The organism is Phaeobacter sp. CECT 5382 (assembly GCF_001457775.1).
Lineage (GTDB): Bacteria > Pseudomonadota > Alphaproteobacteria > Rhodobacterales > Rhodobacteraceae > Pseudophaeobacter.
Window position 1 is genome coordinate 41034 of the sequence record NZ_CYSG01000010.1, and the last position, 15422, is coordinate 56455.

General features: G+C 59.4%; 15 protein-coding genes. 7 read left to right on the top strand and 8 right to left on the bottom strand.

Annotated features, from left to right (window positions below):
- Positions 1-322 precede the first annotated feature (322 nt).
- Positions 323-1759 carry a Do family serine endopeptidase gene (locus PH5382_RS12040; protein ID WP_156414903.1) on the top strand — a complete coding sequence of 479 codons (1437 nt, stop codon included), beginning with the start codon at positions 323-325 and terminating at the stop codon, positions 1757-1759.
- Positions 1760-2585: 826 nt separating this feature from the next.
- Here the strand turns inward: PH5382_RS12040 and PH5382_RS12050 are convergent.
- From PH5382_RS12050 to PH5382_RS12060, 3 genes are all read right to left on the bottom strand, one after another.
- Positions 2586-3254, bottom strand: a complete 669-nt coding sequence (locus tag PH5382_RS12050) for a Crp/Fnr family transcriptional regulator (RefSeq protein ID WP_058334640.1) — start codon at positions 3252-3254, stop codon at positions 2586-2588.
- 175 nt (positions 3255-3429) lie between these two features.
- The gene (locus PH5382_RS12055) at positions 3430-3876 is read right to left on the bottom strand and encodes a peptidoglycan-binding domain-containing protein (RefSeq protein WP_231751864.1); all 447 of its coding nucleotides are present in this window, start codon (positions 3874-3876) and stop codon (positions 3430-3432) included.
- Between the two features lie 115 nt (positions 3877-3991).
- Positions 3992-4480, bottom strand: a complete 489-nt coding sequence (locus tag PH5382_RS12060; protein WP_082645647.1) for an OB-fold nucleic acid binding domain-containing protein — start codon at positions 4478-4480, stop codon at positions 3992-3994.
- A 232-nt stretch (positions 4481-4712) separates the two neighbouring features.
- Here PH5382_RS12060 and PH5382_RS12065 point away from each other — a divergent pair, with 232 nt between their 5' ends.
- Positions 4713-5036, top strand: coding sequence for a 2Fe-2S iron-sulfur cluster-binding protein (locus PH5382_RS12065; RefSeq protein ID WP_058334642.1), 324 nt, complete (start codon positions 4713-4715; stop codon positions 5034-5036).
- Entirely contained in the window at positions 5036-5872 is an 837-nt protein-coding gene (locus PH5382_RS12070) for an FG-GAP repeat domain-containing protein (RefSeq protein ID WP_058334643.1), read from the top strand. Before PH5382_RS12065 ends, PH5382_RS12070 begins: the two co-directional genes overlap by 1 nt.
- Before the next feature lie 231 nt (positions 5873-6103).
- On the opposite strand, the gene PH5382_RS12075 is transcribed toward PH5382_RS12070, so the two are convergent.
- The 3 genes from PH5382_RS12075 to purD all read right to left on the bottom strand — a co-directional run bounded on the left by PH5382_RS12075 (position 6104) and on the right by purD (position 9189).
- The gene (locus tag PH5382_RS12075) at positions 6104-6721 is read right to left on the bottom strand and encodes a LuxR C-terminal-related transcriptional regulator (RefSeq protein ID WP_058334644.1); all 618 of its coding nucleotides are present in this window, start codon (positions 6719-6721) and stop codon (positions 6104-6106) included.
- A gap of 98 nt (positions 6722-6819) precedes the next feature.
- Positions 6820-7701, bottom strand: a complete 882-nt coding sequence (locus PH5382_RS12080) for a bestrophin family protein (protein WP_058334645.1) — start codon at positions 7699-7701, stop codon at positions 6820-6822.
- 222 nt (positions 7702-7923) lie between these two features.
- Positions 7924-9189 carry a phosphoribosylamine--glycine ligase gene (purD, locus tag PH5382_RS12085; RefSeq protein ID WP_058334735.1) on the bottom strand — a complete coding sequence of 422 codons (1266 nt, stop codon included), beginning with the start codon at positions 9187-9189 and terminating at the stop codon, positions 7924-7926.
- Between the two features lie 190 nt (positions 9190-9379).
- Between purD and xseA the strand changes: the two genes are divergently transcribed.
- The gene (gene xseA, locus PH5382_RS12090) at positions 9380-10927 is read left to right on the top strand and encodes an exodeoxyribonuclease VII large subunit (protein ID WP_058334646.1); all 1548 of its coding nucleotides are present in this window, start codon (positions 9380-9382) and stop codon (positions 10925-10927) included.
- Positions 10928-10962: 35 nt separating this feature from the next.
- Here xseA and PH5382_RS12095 read toward each other — a convergent pair whose 3' ends face one another.
- Positions 10963-11364 carry a hypothetical protein gene (locus tag PH5382_RS12095; RefSeq protein ID WP_058334647.1) on the bottom strand — a complete coding sequence of 134 codons (402 nt, stop codon included), beginning with the start codon at positions 11362-11364 and terminating at the stop codon, positions 10963-10965.
- A gap of 50 nt (positions 11365-11414) precedes the next feature.
- Positions 11415-12458, bottom strand: a complete 1044-nt coding sequence (locus tag PH5382_RS12100; RefSeq protein WP_058334736.1) for an alkane 1-monooxygenase — start codon at positions 12456-12458, stop codon at positions 11415-11417.
- A gap of 131 nt (positions 12459-12589) precedes the next feature.
- Between PH5382_RS12100 and PH5382_RS12105 the strand changes: the two genes are divergently transcribed.
- From PH5382_RS12105 to PH5382_RS12115, 3 genes are all read left to right on the top strand, one after another.
- Complete coding sequence (locus PH5382_RS12105) at positions 12590-13237, top strand: lysoplasmalogenase (RefSeq protein WP_058334648.1); 648 nt, start codon at positions 12590-12592, stop codon at positions 13235-13237.
- Between the two features lie 76 nt (positions 13238-13313).
- Complete coding sequence (gene ftsY, locus PH5382_RS12110) at positions 13314-14465, top strand: signal recognition particle-docking protein FtsY (protein WP_058334649.1); 1152 nt, start codon at positions 13314-13316, stop codon at positions 14463-14465.
- 46 nt (positions 14466-14511) lie between these two features.
- Positions 14512-15414 (top strand): EamA family transporter, encoded by a 903-nt coding sequence (locus PH5382_RS12115; RefSeq protein WP_058334650.1) that lies wholly within the window; start codon positions 14512-14514, stop codon positions 15412-15414.
- Positions 15415-15422: the final 8 nt, after the last annotated feature.

Below are 15422 nucleotides of genomic sequence, written 5' to 3' on the forward strand. Positions count from 1 at the left end.
GAGACACGGGTGTTGCGAAGGAAATTTCTCCCCCTACATTGGGGATAGGGTTTTATGCTGTGATAGGCACATCCGCCTGGAATCTCCGCTTTGCGGTGCACAGAACCGCGGACACCGCAGATACCGCAGACAGGGGGGAGCAAGAAAAATGGCGATGATTGGAAGGGCAAGATCAGGAATGGCGATGACAGGAATGGCAAAAGTGGGATCCGCAGGATCTGATTGGGCTGGCACTGGCCACAGGTCAGCGAGATCACAGGGGAAACCAAAGGCAATTGCACTGGCAAAACAGCAGCAGGCAGCAGATCGCAGTCTGGGTGGGATGGTCTGGTTGGCCTTTCTCAGCTTTGTGCTGGTCCTGGCGCAGACATTGTTTGCACAGGCGCGTCCCGAAAGCCTGGCGCCCCTGGCTGACAAGGTCAGCCCGGCGGTGGTGAATATTACCACGACAACCGTGATCGAAGGGCGCACCGGCCCGCAGGGCATCGTACCCGAAGGCTCCCCATTCGAGGATTTCTTCCGCGAATTTCAGGACCGCAATGGCGGCACCAATGGTGATCGCCCCCGGCGCTCTTCTGCATTGGGGTCGGGCTTTGTGATCTCGGAAGATGGCTACATCGTCACCAATAACCACGTCATCGAAGAGGCTGATGAGATCGAGATCGAATTCTTCCCCGGAGATGGCCAGCCTAAAAAGCTGCTACCGGCCAAGGTCATTGGAACCGATCCCAACACCGACATCGCTCTGTTGAAGGTTGAAGCACCGGCTGCGCTGAAATTTGTGACCTTTGGCGACAGCGATACCGCACGTGTCGGCGACTGGGTGGTGGCCATGGGCAACCCGCTTGGGCAGGGGTTTTCTTTGTCCGCAGGGATCGTTTCCGCTCGCAATCGTGAACTTTCAGGATCTTATGACGACTATATTCAGACCGATGCGGCGATCAACCGGGGCAACTCGGGCGGTCCGCTGTTCAACATGGATGGTGACGTTGTTGGTGTGAACACTGCAATCCTGTCGCCCAATGGTGGTTCGATCGGCATTGGTTTCTCGATGGCCTCCAATGTGGTGACCAAGGTTGTCGCGCAGCTCAAGGAGTATGGTGAAACCCGACGCGGCTGGCTGGGTGTCCGCATCCAGGATGTCAGCGAAGACGTGGCCGAAGCGATGGGGCTGGATCATGCCAAGGGCGCTCTGGTCACGGATGTACCGGACGGGCCTTCCAAGGAGGCAGGGCTTCAGGCTGGTGATGTGATCCTCAGCTTTGATGGAGCTGAGGTGAAGAACACCCGCAGCCTGGTGCGCACTGTCGGCAATACCGAAGTCGGTAAAACAGTCCGTGTCGTGGTTTACCGTGACGGCAAGACCGAAACCCTGAAGGTGACGCTGGGGCGGCGCGAAGAGGCTGAGCGTCAGCCCGAAGCCAGCGAGAGCGATGGCGACGCTGGCCCCAAAGTGACCGAGAAGGAAGTTCTGGGTCTGACAGTCGGGTTGCTGAACGACAAGCTGCGCCAGGAGCTGAACCTGTCGGATAGCATCGAGGGTCTTGTGATTCTGTCGGTCAACGAAGTCTCGGAAGCCTGGGAGAAGGGGCTGCGGGCTGGCGATGTCATCACCGAGGCCGGCCAGCAGAAAGTGACGACAATTTCCGACCTTGAGAGCCGGATTTCGGAGGCCAATGAGGCCGGTCGTAAATCTCTGTTGCTGCTTGTCCGCCGCAATGGTGAGCCACGGTTTGTCGCGCTTAACCTCGTGGAGTAGTTCACAGGCGTATTGACGCTTGGGTGATTTCACAGCGCTGTTAAAACCCAAGGGCTGTTAAAAATCAGGGAAGGTCGGGCTGGTGCCCGGCCTTTTTCGTTTGTTGTCTGAAGGGGGAAGAGGCGCGCGCCTGTGCGCAGGATCGGTCCAGCGGTGAAGGTGCGATTTCACAAAGGGAAAGAGCCATGTGCTGGCGGGCACATGGCTCTTTTATGGGACAGGCAGTCATCGGGATGGAATGATAATGTCTGCCGTAAGGGCTTCATGACATGCTGGGCAGTAGCCATCTGTGATCTGGTTCACAGCCGAGGCGAAAATGTTTAAATTTTTGCCCTTTCCGGTTCGGCGACTTTCCGGTTCGGCGACTTTGGCCTCAGGGCAAGGCTTGGTGCGTGCGGTTGGCCTGCCGAATTCGATGGTCTAAGCCTTCTTGAACAAGAGCTGGCGCGCAATCGGGGCACTGGCTGGCACCCGACAGGTCCGCAGTTAGCTTTTGTGGAGCCAGTCCTGCAAAAAGGCCTCTAGTGAGGGGCTGATGTCTTGTGTCTGGCTTTCGCAGGCAACACAGCGAGAGCCCAAAACCGTGCGCAAGTTGTAGTGGCGGTTCTTGCACATGCGACCCGTGAAGAAAAAATCCACGCCAGCTTTCAGGGCTCTGGGCCGGGTACGGGGATACTCCATCCACTCTGGATGGCCCGCAAGATGGGCCTTTCTTCTGCGCTGCCCTTCTTTGTGGTGTTCTGCCATGTTTACGTGCCGAAGCTGTTGGAGGTGGCATTGCAATGGTCTTTGCGACACAACCTCTCTGTTAAGCCATCTCGCTGGACTAAATGGATTCGGGTTCCGCCAAAAGCGCCAGCGCACCACGGTCGAGGATCTGCAAGCCGCCGCGGCTGATTTCGATCAGGCCGCTGCGCTTCCAATTCGAAAGCGATTTGGACACGGCCTCGCGGGTGGCGCCGACATATTCCGCCAGCTCCGCCTGCGACAGGGCTATGCGTCCATCGCCGTTGTCTGGGGCAAGATACAGCAATTTTCGTGCCAGCCGCACCGGCATCGGCAAAAACACCTGCTCGTTCAGCTGCATGTTCATCCAGCGCATGCGCTGACCCGCGAGCCGCAGCAAATCACCAGCCAGCTCCGGATGCTGCTGGATCTGGGCGAGGATGTCGCGATTGCGCAGGCGGCGCAGGCGGCTGGGTTCGGCAGCGGTGACGGTTGCGGTGCGCGGTCCGGGATCAAACAGCACGATCTCTCCGAAGACGGCTCCAGGGCGCATCAGGTCCAGGGTCAGCTTGCGCCCCGCAGCGGACAGGATAGAGAATTCCAGAGAGCCTTCAATGATGGCGTAAAAAGCATCGCCGGTATCGCCATGTTCAAACAGGACTTCCCCGTTGGAAAGCCGGATTTCGCTTGCCTGGCTGTTCAGCATCTGGCGCAGAGGGGCCGAGGCTCCGGAAAGGAATCCGGTCTCCGGCAGGCGGTCCTGTCGCATGATCTCGCGGGTCTCCGTTGTTTGTTTATTGGGTCTTGGGACCTCTTGGAGGCTTCGCTCCGGATAGTGGGGGCGGGCTACATTGGGCTTTTAGCAGAGCTTGACCCGGATTGGAAATTCTGTGGCGCGTGGTGCCTCACCCCTGGTGCCTCAGAGGAGCACCATGCGGCTCAAACTACTGGATGACGGCGATCAGGCCGAGCTGGCGTGCAGTATCCAGTGACAGTGCGCTGCTGTCCAAGCCGGCTTCTTTTTGATAGCGCCGCAACGAGATTCGGGTGCTCGCGTCCATCCGCCCGGTGATCGGCCCCTGATAGTATCCGCGCGCAGCAAGGGCGCGCTGGACAGAGGCAATGAAGCCGGGGGTCATCTGCTCTGGACAGGGGGTCTCTATCCAGCTGTCACTGCGCGGGCGGATGATGTCCTGGCGGGTGACTGTGCGGAAGGTTGCCGGTTTGAGGATGTTACCGGCGGCATCCCGCTCTGCGGGCCGGACGATCACCTGCTCTGTCACGGTTTCGATGACAGCCGGGCTGATGTTGCGGTGCCAACAGGTGCCTTCAGGCGCTCCGGGTGGTGCGGCCGGGATACCGGGAGGGGGCACGGTGGGCGGTGCGGGCATGCAGGCAACCAGACTAAGGAAGGCGAGCAATCGCAGAGAGACATATAGAAGAGGTCGCGGTCTGATCATGCTCGATTGCCCATGGCGGCGCGTTGGCCTGCAGTTTGGCGTGAGACTAGACCAGATCCTGAGGCGGCGCAAAGGTCGGATCCCCTGTACGCCCTTGTTCGCTGAGCAAAAGATCCAGCATTGGGGAAATATCCTCAATGTCCTCGGCAATCAGATGGGAAACGGAATGGGCGCGCTGCAACCGGCCTGTCACGCGCAGCAGGCGTCCGGCAATCACGGCACGGCGGAAACGGTCGTAGGACTTGCGCCAGACAATGATATTGACGATGCCGGTTTCATCTTCGAGGGTCAGAAAGATCACCCCCTTGGCGGTGCCCGGGCGTTGTCGCAGAATGACCAGCCCGGCTACCGTTATGCGGGCGTTTTCGGGCGGCTCCTGCAGGCGATTGGCAGGCAGGCAGGCAGGGGGGCGTGGCCAGGGCAGCGCAAGCGTAGGTTCAGGCGCAGAATTTGGTTGAGGCTTTGGCTGGGCCTGGGGCTTTGGGTGGTGCTTTGGGTGAGGCTTTGGGTGGTGCAGGGGGGGGCTGGTGCGCATCTGAGGGATCCGTTTTGTTCTTTTCAGCCTTTGTGATGGTCCTGAACACGCTTTGTATCGAGACTACTCACTGGAGGGGCTGGGGAGGGGCTGGCTCAAAATGATTGGAACAAATATAGAACATTTAGGCGGAAGGTCCAGTCGCGTCATGTCCTGCCGCAAATGGGGCTGGTGCAGCGGCGGGGGCTTGGCTACACAGTCAGGCGAGTACCGAGAAGGGGAAGAGCAGACTATGGCAAAGATCACCTACGTCGAACACAATGGCACCGAGCATGTTGTGGATGTGGCCAATGGCCTTACCGTGATGGAAGGGGCCCGCGACAATAACATTCCGGGCATCGAGGCGGATTGCGGCGGCGCCTGCGCCTGTTCCACCTGTCATGTCTACATCCACCCGGATTGGGTCGAAAAACTTCCCGCGAAAGACGACATGGAAGAAGACATGTTGGACTTCGCCTTTGAGCCCGACCCTGTGCGCTCGCGCCTGACCTGCCAGGTGAAAGTGACAGACGATCTGAATGGCTTGATTGTTCAAATGCCAGAAAAGCAGATCTGATGGCAATGCGACCCAAGGCGCGGCGGATTCTGTCTCGCCTTGGGTCACGTTCTATCCGCCGCGCAGGGCGTGACCTGTGTCTGCGGCTGGCGGTCATCGTTGCAGCTGCCCCGCTTGCTGCCGAGGCCGGGGAATTGGCGCGGGACAATACCATATCTGGTCAGTTTCCGAACTGGCCGGTCGAGATCCATTCTGCCCAATTCACACATCCAACAACCGATTACTCCCACGGTGTTTTAGGAGACGCTGTCGAGTGGTCTGGGCTTCGCTACAGCTTGGTCGGCAAGGACCAAGTAACATCAAAGATGGATGTCCGACTCCCGGAGGATCATGTCTTTGAAGACTTGGCGCCGCGACTGGTGGATCTAAATCTGGATGGTCATCCAGACGCAGTTATGGTGGTTGAAACCGATATGGCCCGTGGTGCTGCGCTGGCACTTTACGGGACCGATGGAAAGATTGCCGAGACGCCCCATATCGGGCGCACCAATCGTTGGCTGGCCCCAATTGGTGCAGGTGATCTGGATGGCGACGGGCGGGTTGAGCTTGCCTATATAGATCGCCCACATTTGGCCAAGACCATGCGGATTTGGCGTTTTGATGCAGGAAAACTCCGTGAGGTTGCAACGCAACAGGGGCTCACCAATCACCGGATTGGAGATGACTTTATTACCTCTGGTTTGCGGGTCTGCGCAAAGGGCCCCGAGCTGGTGACGGTGGATGGAAACTGGCGGCGCCTTGTCGCGAACCAGCTGCTGGATGAGCAAATCATCAGTCGCGATATTGGCGCTTTCACAGGGCTTGCTAGCCTGCAAGCGGCTCTGGACTGCCAATAGCAGAGACATCTATGTTCGGCGTGCAGCTGGTGATTTCAGCGACGAAGAACAAATGCCCGTGTTGTATCAAACGGTTTCGTTTTAAATTGCATCGCTTCAAAAACTGTGTCGCTTCAAATTGTGCGGTTCCAAAACTCTGCAGTTTCCTGAGGGGGAGCAGCACTTGATGTCTTGCAATACCCTGTAAGACTCACGCGACACCTCAGTTTTCAACCCGTAATTGATACGCGTTCAGGGGCTATTGCTGCGCACCACGTGGTCGCCGCCAATATCGCCAAGCGAAGAAAACAGACTGGCGGTATTGTTCACGCCCATCTTTTTCAGAAGCCGGGCGCGATGCACCTCAACGGTGCGATAGCTGAGGTTCAGGGAGCGTGCGATCTCTTTGCTGGTCTGGCCCTCACCAAGCAAGGAATAGACCTCGCGTTCGCGCTGGGTTAGCGGCAGATAAGGCCGCAGGCCGGACAGGTCGGCAAAGCTCCAGACAGCACGGTCCAGCGGCGCATCCGGGGTGAAAGTATGCCCTCGCACGCGGACCCAGAACAATTCACCACATTTGCGCCGCATCACCCGTTCGTCCCAGTAAGGGTTGCCTTGGCCAAGACTTTTATCGCCCCGGTTTTGGACGTTCTGGAATTCTTCTTCAGAGGGGTAGAGAAAGGCAAAAAGCTGATCCAGAAGCTCTTCGCGCTCATATCCGAACATGTCGCAAAAGCGCTGGTTGCACTCCCGCAGCACCCGGTTTTCGGTCACCACGATGCCAACGGGGGCAAAATCAAAGGCCAGACTGGCCAGATCACGCGCCTCGTAGAGCTGATCAAGCGATTCTTGGCAGGGCTGTCGTTCCATATTTTCTCCCAGGGCTGGCGCGACTGTAACCGCTGTCTGTCATTGTGAAAACAGATATGACCAGAGCGCCGGAGGCACATACGTGGCGTTTAGCCCTTTCAGCTCTGGTAGTACCCCTTTGGAGCTAAGGGTTTGGGCGCGTCTACACCGAGATGCGGCGCCAATGAGATCTCTACCGTGCGGCACATGGCATCCAGTGGCAGGCCGTTTACCGTCTCGCCAAAGGGGTGCGCCAATTCTTCCGTCACTTCGGCAAGGCCAAAAAACACATAGGCCACAATGGCAACAAAGAGCGGCGTCATCCACCCGGCGTCATCAAGCAGAGCAAAGGGGATGAGCAGGCAGTAGAGGTATGTGGTGCGAAACACCAACAGCGAATAGACATAGGGCAATGGCGTGGCTGCAATGCGTTCGCAGCCCGCCTGGGCCAGAGCAATTGAGCTGAGGCGTTCGGACAGGGCTTTGCGCGCAAAGCCATCCGGGGCAGCATTGGCTGCACGGGCATTGAGCGCGCTCAGGGCTGCACAGGGCGGATGCGGGGCATCGGAAAAGTCCACTCCGGACCAATCTTTTGCCGCCGAACTGTCGCTGATCTTGCGCAGATTGCCCCTGTGAAGATGCAAAAAACTCAGCGCCAGTCTCAGGACCTCATTGCGCGCCGCGTCTTCCGGCAGGAACATGACGCATTCGCGCCCCAAGGATCGCATGTCGGCGACCAGTTGCCCCCAGAGCCTGCGCCCTTCCCACCAGCGATCATAGGCGGCATTGTTTCGAAACCCCAGAAACAACGAGAGCGCGATGCCAAAAACGGCAAAGGGCGCTACATTGGTATGGGGCAGAGAGACAAGATTTCGATCTACCCAGACGATCAGCACAGCCAGCAGGGACACGCCGATGATCCGGGGCAGGATATGCGGCAGCACAGATCCCTGAGTGGCAAACAGGAGTTCAAAAAGGCCGGTTTTTTCGCGCAGAATCATCGAGTGGGTCCAATTCAAAAGAATGCTGCTGGCAAAAAAGCCAAAACCGCTTCACCGACCGCCTCCAAAGGCGGCCAAACCATGGGCGTTTCCGTCATTCCGGCAATGGAATGATACCCGGTGGAATGATCACTGGTGAATGCCAGCAGTCCCGGACACTCAGGGTACCTAGGGCTGCTGGCAGACCATCCTTCAAAACGGAAAAAAACCGTCGGCGCCAGATCAATCGAGGGCGCGCCAGCCGATGTCACGACGAAAGAACCCATCGGGCCAATCGATTTGATCTGTCATCGCATAGGCCCGGTCGCGGGCCTCTTTCAGGCTGTTGCCACGGGCGGTGACATTGAGAACGCGTCCCCCTGTGGCGACAATCTTGCCGTCCTTTGAGGCTGTGCCCGCATGAAAGACCATGTTGGCGCTGTCTTCGGGCAGGGCATCGAGCCCTTTGATCACACTGCCTTTTTCATATGCTCCAGGGTAGCCATTGGCGGCCATGACGACGGTGATGGCGTGATCATCGCCCCAGTTCACCTGCGCCTCAGCCAGGCGGCCTTCGGCGGCGGCCTGCATCAGATCCAGTGCTTGTGCTCCAAGCCGCATCATCAGCACCTGGCATTCCGGGTCACCAAAGCGCACGTTGTATTCTACCAAACGGGGCTGGCCGTCTTTGATCATCAAACCGGCATAAAGCACGCCCTGATAGGGCATGCCGCGTTCGGCCATGACTTTCATCGTCGGTTTGACGATCTCGTCCATTGCGCGGGCTTCGATCTCGGCCGTCAGCACTGGGGCCGGGGAATAGGCGCCCATACCGCCGGTGTTTGGACCGGTGTCGCCTTCGCCGACGCGCTTGTGGTCTTGGGCGGACCCGATCGACAGAACCTCTTCGCCGTCAACCAGCACAAAGAGCGATGCCTCTTCGCCTTCCATGAACTCTTCGATCACCACCTCGGCGCCGGCGCCGCCAAAGGCACCGCCAAACATGTCATCGATGGCGGCCAGCGCCTCGTCTTCGGTCATGGCGATGATCACGCCTTTGCCTGCCGCCAGCCCGTCAGCCTTGACCACGGTGGGGGCGCCATGTTTGCGAATATGGGCTTTGGCAGCCTCAGCATCGGTGAAATGGCCATAGCCTGCAGTGGGTGCTTGGGCTGCGTCGCAGACTTCCTTGGTGAAACTCTTGGAGGCTTCCAGCCGCGCGGCGGCCTCGGAGGGGCCAAAGACCAAAACCCCGGCGTCGCGCAGCCGGTCCGCAACCCCGGCGGCCAGTGGTGCTTCGGGGCCGACAATGACAAACCCGATGGCGTTTTCTTCAACAAAGACAGTGACAGCAGCCCCATCCATTATGTCCAGGCTGGCGCATTCCGCGATCTGAGCGATCCCGGCATTGCCCGGAGCCACGATCAGCTTGTCGCATTTGGGATTCTGCATCACTGCCCATGCCAGGGCGTGTTCGCGCCCACCACTGCCAAGGATAAGGATATTCATTGCGTCTTCTCCGATCTGTGGCCCAGCCGCGTCTTGCGACATGGAACCAGATGCGCCCATGGGCCCCAAAGCCATTTGCCGGGGCTTGCCTTGCTTGCGGCGGGTTCTATGCTGCGCGAGCCCGCAAAACAAGAACCTGCAATGAATGCGGGCTCAGAACGCCAACTTTGCCGCAGGAGAGACGTGCCCCGTGTCCGACCTTTTTGACGATTCCGTACCCGGCCAGCCCGCAGTCGGCCAGAACGCGCCTGAATTCAGCGTTTCCGAGATCTCCGGTGAGATAAAGCGCACGCTCGAAGGCACATTCGGCCGCATTCGCGTGCGCGGCGAAGTCGGGCGTGTGTTCAAGGCGCGATCGGGCCATCTGTACTACGATATCAAAGACGACCGGTCCGTGCTGGCCTGCACCACCTGGAAGGGGCAGATCTCCAGCCTGTCCGTGGTGCCCGAAGAGGGGCTGGAGGTGATTGTCACCGGCCGTCTCACGGCATTTGGGGCGCAGTCGAAATACAACATGAATGTGGATGAGGTTGCGGTCGCGGGCCAAGGCGCGCTGATGGCGCTGCTGGAAAAGCGCAAGAAACAGCTGGAGGCTGAGGGGCTTTTTGCGCTGGAGCGCAAGACGCCGCTGCCCTATCTGCCGCAGATCATCGGGGTTGTGACTTCGCCTTCGGGGGCTGTGATCCGTGACATTCTGCATCGTCTGCGCGAGCGGTTCCCGCGTAAAGTGCTGGTCTGGCCGGTGGCGGTGCAAGGGCCCAACTGCGCCCCCGAGGTTACCCGCGCGATCGAGGGGTTCAATCGGATGACACCGGGTGGTGCCTTGCCACGCCCGGATCTGATTATCGTGGCCCGCGGTGGCGGCGCCATCGAAGATCTCTGGGGCTTCAACGAAGAGGTGGTCGCCCGCGCAGCGGCGGCATCTGATATTCCTCTGATCTCGGCCGTTGGTCACGAAACAGACACGACGCTGATTGATTTCACCTCTGATAAGCGCGCCCCGACGCCGACAGCGGCGGCCGAACTGGCGGTTCCTGTGCGCTTGGACCTGATGGCCTGGGTCGAAGAACAGGGCGCACGCCTGATGCGCGGGTCCAGCCAGGCGGTGCAGCAGCGACGCCAGCGTCTGAACGATTTGTCCCGCGCCATGCCACGCCCGGAAAGCCTGCTGGATTCCCCACGTCAACGCTTTGACCGATGGTCCGAAAAGCTCCCTCAGGCCTTGATCACCGGCGTGCAAAACCGTCGGGTGGAGTTGGGGAGAAAGGCTGCCGGTCTGCGGCCTGCGACACTGCATAGCCTGGTTCAAAGACGTCGGGGAATGTTGGAAACGGCCTTAGCCAAGCTTTCTCCTTTCCCGATCGCACGTGAAGTCATGCGCCAGAAAGGCGATCTGGAAAAGCTGGCAATCCGGCTGCACGCAGCCCAGGACCTTCGGATAGAGCGTCAGCGCCAGCAGTTGGACGCCGCAGGACGACAGCTGGATATTCTCAGCTACAAGGCTACTCTGGCGCGTGGCTACGCGGTGGTGCGCAGCGGCGAGGACATCATCACGACCCGCGTAGCTGCCGCGTCCGCACAGGCATTGAGTATCGAATTTGCCGATGGTGCCTTTGATCTTGCCTCATCAGGGGCAGTATCAAAAGGGGCAGGCGACACTGCAACACCGCCAGCCGCCAAAACTGCCGACAAACCGGCACGGGAGGAAAAGGAGGGCGGTCAGGGTTCGCTGTTTTAGCGCGGCACAAGTCCCAGCTAAGCTCACTTCCCTCGTCAGACGCCGACATCCGGCCCAAGGCAAAGCATCTCTTCGTCTACATCACCAGATTCATAGAGCTCTGTTGCTTCGGGATCGTTGCGAAACCGGGCGCTAAGCCCCTTGGGGGTGAGCTCGAAGCTCCAGCATTGCGGGTCACTTCGGTCCTCATAGAGAAAACAGATCTGGCCGGCCTCTTCATACCAGCTGCCTTCCTGGCAGCGCCCGTCGAGAAAGGACCAGATCACCCGCCGTCCCGGCAGGTAGCGTTCAACTCCGTAGGCCGTGCCGTCAAAGCCGTAAAACAGTGTCTTGCCCTGGGTGTAGCGATCAAAATCCTCGGCACCCAACGGCTCTGCCGCCAGTGCCACAACGGGCGTCAACGCAAGAGAGGTCAATAGAATCATCAGATTTCGCATGACAGCAGTTTGCCAGAGCTGGGGCTTTTGGCCAAACTCTGTGTCCTGACCTACATCGGATTAGCGGTTTGCTGCGCGTGCGGGCCCTTTTGTAGATGCCTGAGTTCGCGCTCCATGACCCGATGCCACAGTGGCGGGATCAGGGCGATGACAGCCATGACCGGCAGGGAATGCGGCAGCAGTGGCATCTCTGATGTAAGCTGCAGACCGGGAAAACGGCGCTTTGGGTTTACATGGTGGTCGGAATGGCGCGGAGCGTTCAGCATCATCGCTGAGGAATACCAATGCGGCGCATTCCAGGAGTGCCGGGGGCCGACCGGTTCTGGCTTGCCATTTTCCCCCAAGGCGCGGTGCAGGCCGTAGTGCTGAACATAGTCGGCCAGAAAAACCTGTGCCTGCGCATAAATGGCGACACAGACACAGGCGATGAGCCCGAATATTCCAGCGGCCAGCGCGGCGGCCAGAAGTGTCAGCCCGGCAATCAGCGCATAGCCAAGATAGGGATGTGACAGCGGCGCGGGGCGGTGGGATTTTCGCGCGCGGGCTATGTTTTCAGCCGCAAGGCCTGCGCGAAATGATCCGATCCAGGCGCGCCAGAAGAACCGGTAGAACCCTTCGCCGCGTCGGGCCGTGTTTGGATCCTGTGCGGTTGCGACATGGCTGTGATGCACCTTGAGATGGGCCGAGACATGATGCCCAAGCAGCATCGAGCCATAGACCCAAACCCCCAGACGGCGCAGTGAGCGCCCTGGTTGGTGGATTAGCTCATGCGCATTTGGATGGCTGACCTGCCCCATGAACAACCCCAGCACAATCAGCAAGGCGAACCCCTGTATCCCGTCTAGGGCGCGGGCGGTGACCAGCACTGGCAAAAGGATCGCCAGATGCCCCAGGCCCAAGACCACCGACAGGGCATCGGCCAGCAGGGGGCTGTCTTTGGCAGGCAAACGCTGCTCGGACTGATCCAACACAAAGATGGCCATGGTCTGATAGGCGAGTGCCGCCAAGACAAGCCATGCAACATCGGCAGCCCAGAGGCAGCAGGTGGTCAACAAGGCCAGCGGTGAAAGGCTGGCAAGGGCAAACCAGATCATGGTGCGGTCCTGCATCGGGCGGTGACGGTCGGCGGGGAAATATACGGAAGCGGCCCCTGGGTCACCTTTGACGCAAGGGCGCGGGCAGGGCAAGCATTGGCCTTCGATGCATACACCAATGGGAGCTTTGCATGTCACTCGTCATGATCCTGGAAGGTATCGCTGCCGTATCAGCGCTGGGCTATCTCGGCTTTACCGCCCGTGAGGCAAGCGCGCTGCGCAGCCTGTTGAAAACCGGATCGGTTCTGTTGCTGGCACTGGCTGCCTGGAGTGCCGCAGCACCAATCTGGCTGGTGCTGGGCTTGGCTTTGTGCGGGCTCGGGGATTTCTGCTTGTCGCGCGACGGAGAGACAGCCTTCATGGGCGGAGTTGCCGCCTTCGCCGCTGGGCACCTAGCCTATGTTGTCTTGTTTTTTGGGGATGCAAGCAGTGTTCCGGCGCAGATCTGGGCATGGCCGCAGGTTCTGTTGACCACTGCCATTTTGGCGCTGGGCGGTATCATGATCCGGGTTCTTGCCCCGCGTGCGGGGGCGTTGAAACTCCCGGTTATCGGTTATATTCCGATCATTCTTGCCATGGGGATTGCAGCGCTCAGCCTGACGGACGCGGGCCTGATCTGGGTGCTGCCTGCAGCGCTGGCCTTTATGGCGTCAGATGTGGTTTTGGCCTTTGAGACCTTTGTGTTGGCCAAGGATCATCCGTGGCGCCGTTATACTCCCTATGTGGTCTGGCCACTGTATTGGGGCGCGCAGGCCGGGTTTTATCTGTCTTTTTCCTAGGCACGGTGTCGCATCCGCTTTGCAACTGGGCGAAATCCGCATTAGGTGAAGTGCAAACCCTTTTGCGGAGGCCCTGATGGCGTTTTTTTCAAAGCTCAAGGAGCGCTTGTTCAAATCTTCGTCCAAACTGGATGAAGGGCTGGATGCAATTGTAGAAGACGGAAGCGCGCAATCCGCCACCGACTCGCTGCAAACCACAGCCCCGGTTCAGGCTCCTGCGGAAACACCGGCACAGGCTCCGGCGCCTGAGGCCGCTTCAGAACCTGCTCCGGTTGCTGCTCCCTCACCAGCAGCTTCTCCATCAGGCTCCTCTGCAGCAGAGGAGCCGCAGGCCGCGAAACCTGCCGGCATTCTTGGCCGTCTCATGGGCCGCGATAGTGGTGCCGAGGCCCGCAGGGTACTGGATGACGATATGCTGGAGCAGCTCGAAGAGCTGCTGATTGCAGCTGATATGGGCGTTGACACGGCCTTGCGGGTAACCGCGAACATGGCCGAAGGGCGTTTGGGGAAGCGCCTGTCAGCCCGTGAAATCAAGGAATTGCTGGCGGCTGAGGTTGCGCGTGTGATGGAACAGGTGGCCAAGCCGATGCCAATCTACGCCCACCGCCCGCAGGTGGTTCTGGTGGTCGGGGTCAATGGCTCTGGCAAGACTACCACCATTGGCAAGCTCGCCAGCCAGTTCAAGGCCGCAGGCAAAAGCGTGGTGATTGCCGCAGGCGATACCTTCCGCGCGGCCGCAGTCGAACAACTGCAGGTCTGGGGCGACCGGGCAGGGGTGCCTGTTCTGACAGCGCCCGAAGGGTCAGACCCTGCAAGTCTGGCGTATGACGCCATGACCCAGGCCCAGGAAGACGGTGCCGATCTTTTGATGATCGACACCGCCGGGCGGTTGCAGAATCGCGCAGATCTGATGGAGGAGTTGGCCAAAATCATCCGCGTCATTCGCAAAAAGGATGAGACCGCGCCGCATAATACCCTGTTGGTTCTGGATGCCACCACCGGCCAGAACGCACTGAGCCAGGTCGAGACGTTTCAGAAACTGGCAGATGTATCGGGGCTGGTGATGACCAAGCTCGACGGCACCGCCAAGGGCGGCGTACTGGTGGCGCTGGCGGATAAATTTGGCCTGCCGATCCATGCTATTGGCGTTGGTGAGCAGATCGATGATCTGGCCCCCTTTGACCCAGAGGAATTTGCCGCAGCCCTGACCGGGCTGGATCGAAGTTGATAACGATTTCCAGGGTTCATTTTCCACTAATTCTGGGACTTTTTTCATGAGTGACTGGCTGATCTCCATGGAAGGCACCGAGGCTGGCCATCAGGCGGCCTTGTGGCTGGCCCTCATGGCCGCGTTATTGCACGCGGTTTTTGGAGCGCTGCAAAAGGGCAAACATGATCCCTGGTTGTCGCGTGGGGCAATTGACGCGTCATATGGGCTGATGGCGGCGCCCTTTGCGCTGTTTGTGGTGCCCTGGCCAGAACCCCATATGTGGCCGATCTTTGCCGTGGTCTGGGTTATTCATGTTGCCTACAAGGTCCTGCAGGCGCTGGCTTATACCAAGGGCAGCTATACGGTGGTCTATCCCGTGGTGCGCGGCACCGGGCCATTGTTTACCGTAATCGGCTCCTACTACCTGTTTGGCGAGGTCTTTTCGCTGGTTCAGTGGGCAGGGGTTGGCGTTCTGCTGGCCGGTATCTTTGGTCTTGCAGCCTATAACTACCGTTATCTGGAAACCCACCGCGAAACGCTGGGGCTGGCGATGTTTCTCGCGCTGGTGACCGGGCTGTTTGTGGCGCTTTATACCACCTATGACGCCTATGGTATTCGCGCCACCGCAGACCCTTTCACCTTTCTGGCCTGGTTTTTCATGATCGATGGCCTGGCGATGCCGCCCTATGCCTATCTGCGCTGGCGCCGCATGTCGGATCGTCCCGCTCTTGGGCCCTTGGCAATCAAGGGGCTGTTTGGTGGGCTGGTGGCCTTTGCTTCTTTTGGGGCGGTGATGCTGGCCACACGCCTGGACAAGGTCGGCGAGGCGGCCGTGCTGCGCGAGACATCGACCGTTTTTGCTGCTCTCATCGGCTGGTTGGTGCTGAAAGAAACCGTTGGTCCCCGGCGCATTGCCCTGATGGCTTTGATCGCGCTGGGCGCCGTGATAGTGGAAATGGGCGGCTGAGCTGCCGC